Source organism: Bacteroidota bacterium, assembly GCA_034723125.1.
In the GTDB taxonomy this organism is placed as follows: domain Bacteria; phylum Bacteroidota; class Bacteroidia; order CAILMK01; family JAAYUY01; genus JAYEOP01.
This window is the reverse complement of sequence record JAYEOP010000208.1, coordinates 1-3,457: the sequence shown is the minus strand read 5'-3', so window position 1 is coordinate 3,457 and position 3,457 is coordinate 1. Positions and strand designations below refer to the sequence as shown.

Here is a 3,457-nt window from a genome sequence, read left to right as displayed (position 1 = left end):
ATGTTTATATTCAACAGAATTTAAATACTGACTGCCAACAAAATATCCATCATTTTTATTTCCTTTTGTCCAGAACAAACCTTGTGCATTTTCGAATTGTGCATTTAATTGAAAGTATTTGTTTTTGCAAACCAAGGGTTTTGATTTGTCAATAGTTATTATCGGTTCAACTACCGAAAGATTTATTGTGTCAGCATTGTAGCATCCGTTGTTGTCGGTAAAATGCCATGCGATTTGGTAATCACCAACTGCTTTATTCGAATTGAAGTATCCTCCTGAGCCAACATTACCTGACCAGTAACCGCCATAAGTGCCACCGACAGGAGAATGGTTTATGAAAACTAATCCTTCCTTTTTGCACATTTTGAATTTATTATTTGATGGATTGATTTGTATGATTGGTAATGGCAAAACTTCTATTATTGCCGAATCGATTTGAAAACACTTTTTATGACCAGTTGTATAAAACACCTTTTGATTTCCAGCCCCTGTTATTAAAGGATTAAAAAATGTATGATATTCAATACCTTTTCCTGTCCAGTATCCACCGGATGGTTGACCATTTAGCATGATTTTATTACTGTTTTCACATATTGGAGGATAAGTTCCTGCTTCAGGTTTTTTATCACTTAAAAACACAGTATAAATCAATGTATCGGAGTTTTTGCAATTATTTGAATCTGTAAATTTATATCTTAATACTACATTTTCACCATCCGAAATGTTTTTATATTTTGTGTTAAAATACCAGTTATTATTTAATTTTACCAGTCCCTTACCGTACCATACGCCACTATAACCTGCAGGAATACCATTTAATTTTATATGTCCGAAATGTGAACATAAGGTATCATCCTCTCCTGCATAAACTGTTAGATAATGAACTATTACATTCAGACTGTCAGTCAATGAACAACCAATACTATCGGTAAGTTTACAATAATATTTACCTTCTGTACCTACAGATAATATATCACTGATTTCATGAAATACAGTATCATTTTCTTTAAACCATTGAATTATTGGATTAGCTTCATTACGGTTTAGCTGGTATTGCGGAACAATTGTTTTTAATTCAGGATGACATATATTCATATCTTTACCAATATCAAGACTTATATTATGAACATCAATCATAAGGCTGTCAGTATATTCACAATTATTATCATCATTTACAGTTAAATATATTTTTTCATCCTGATAAATTGGCTTGGTTGCAATATGACTTGCAGTATCTCCGCTACTCCATCTGTAACTCACATATCCCTGTGGATTTGTAACAACCGAATTAATAAAAGCACTATCGCCTTCACATATTTCTACATAATTACCAATAGCACATCGAAGTTTTGAAACCACCACATTTATTGTGTCATAACCAATACATCCCAAATCATCTATAACCTGACAACTGAAAGCTCCCGAATCATATATCATTTTAGTTAAACCGGAACCTAATAAAATCGAATCATCAATATTCCACCAATTAATTACTGATAAATTTGTTTTATCAAGCAAATAATTCATGCTTAGTAAAACACTATCACTTGTACATATTCTATCACCCTGAATTATTTTCACTGTTGGCAATTTATGCACTTTAATTTTTATTTTATCAGTATGTTCGCAACCATTTGTGTCTTTTACTGTAAATGAAACCGTTGTATTATTATACAAATGTCCGGTTGTTGTTTGCATAACATTTGAATCAGCTGTACTCCAATAATATTCGAGATTCGGATGTCCATATAATATCGTTCCGGGAATTGTCAGGTTACTACCATAGCATATAGCTGTATCATTTGGTAAAATGGCAAGTGGGAATGTATCAACTTCTATTGTATCAAAATATACTCTCTGGCAATTTTTAGCGGTCATTGTCATTGAGTACGGATAACTACCAGGCCCGTTGTATTTGAAATTCATATAATATCCTGTTTTTGCGAATCCATTAATAAAATTCCCTATCCAATGATACGTAGGATTTGAACCCAATAGTGGTGTTGCAAATAATCCGTAATTTCCACAACCTGAATCAACTACTGATATATTGGCTTTTGGTACCGGTTTTACAAGTAATTGATACGATCGTGTGGCTTTACCGTTTACAGGACAAGCATCATCTTTTACCGTTACCGTAAATACATAAGGAATAGGACTAACCATATTAGTTGAAGGTGTCCAAGATAAATTAGCTGACGGATGTTTTGTATTGCCATTATTTGAAGTCCATGTAGCTCCTGGAATTGTATTATTCCAGCTAATTCTAAGCGTGTCATTAGAGTTGTAATCGTTTGTATTTATTGTAAAATTGACCGTGGTACCTGCACAAACTTCTTTATAAAATGGTCCACTTAATGATGGAGCACGGTTGTTCGGACAGTTGATAACAATTACCTGAATATCTCGCCTAACTCTTCCTATTAAAGTACCATTTCTAAATTCTTCAACTTTGGTAACCATAACGGTTTGTTCAATTTTCATAGATCTAAAAAAGATACCCCCAGTATGTAAATCTAAGTGACAACCACGAGGGAATGGTAAGTTAGCATTAGGAAAGCTCCAAAAATAGATTGGTTTTTTAAAGGTGTATGGACCTTTGTAGGCAATATTATTACCTGAGTCACTTAAAGGATGTCCCCATAAATAAACTAAGGAGTCTGACAATCTTCCGAGTGAATCTTTATCCGTATCAAATACCCCATGGTTAAACACAAAATCTTGCCCAATACAGATAATTGCAATTGGAGGGTTTGTAAACTGAGGTGAGTTATCACAGGTTGTCAAGCATCTGTTAAATTCTGCAAAAGTATAAAATGGTTTTCCAGCAGCACCTGTTGTTATGTTTGTATTTCTGCAACAGCCCTGAAAATACATCCTAATATTGCAACAAGATAAGGATGTATCAAATACAAGCAAACCAACGTATTCGTATTTCTCAATGCCATAAGGAAAAGTACAGGATGAGGAATCACATCTCGAACAAGAATTATTACAAGTTGGAGTTATGTCTATTGCGGTAGGTGTTACCAATGTTAAAGTATCAATCATTGCATTTGTAGTATTGCATTTAATGTAAACATTAACATTTCCAAAACTACTTCCATTGCAATCTCTGTAAAGCGTTAATTTTACTAAGAAGCTGTCCTGACCTATGCATGTCCAAGTCAAGTCTGAACCCATTATATTTGACTTTGCTGGCTTGCTTATAAAAAACATACTTATTAACAATGCTATCAATATTAAATTTTGCTTTTTCATAATTATAATTTTTTTTTATTCGAAAACAATTTTTTCTATAATTTTATTTCCATCAATTAGTCCAATTCTCAAAAAGTAAATTCCTTTTACTTGCTTGTTCAATTCATAATTTTTTGCACTTAAATCCTGAATTTCTAAAACTAATTTACCTAAGGAATTATATAAATTAATAGATTGAATTTTTGTTTCAGATTTA

The 3,457-nt window shown here is 32.5% G+C and carries 2 protein-coding genes; both read right to left on the bottom strand.

Going from position 1 to position 3,457, the window contains the following annotated elements; all coding sequences use genetic code 11:
- The coding region (locus tag U9R42_05995; GenBank protein MEA3495571.1) for a hypothetical protein at window positions 1-3,261 on the bottom strand (3,261 nt) is incomplete at its 3' end.
- 15 nt (window positions 3,262-3,276) lie between these two features.
- On the bottom strand, window positions 3,277-3,457 hold a 181-nt coding region (locus tag U9R42_05990; protein ID MEA3495570.1), incomplete at its 5' end, for a T9SS type A sorting domain-containing protein.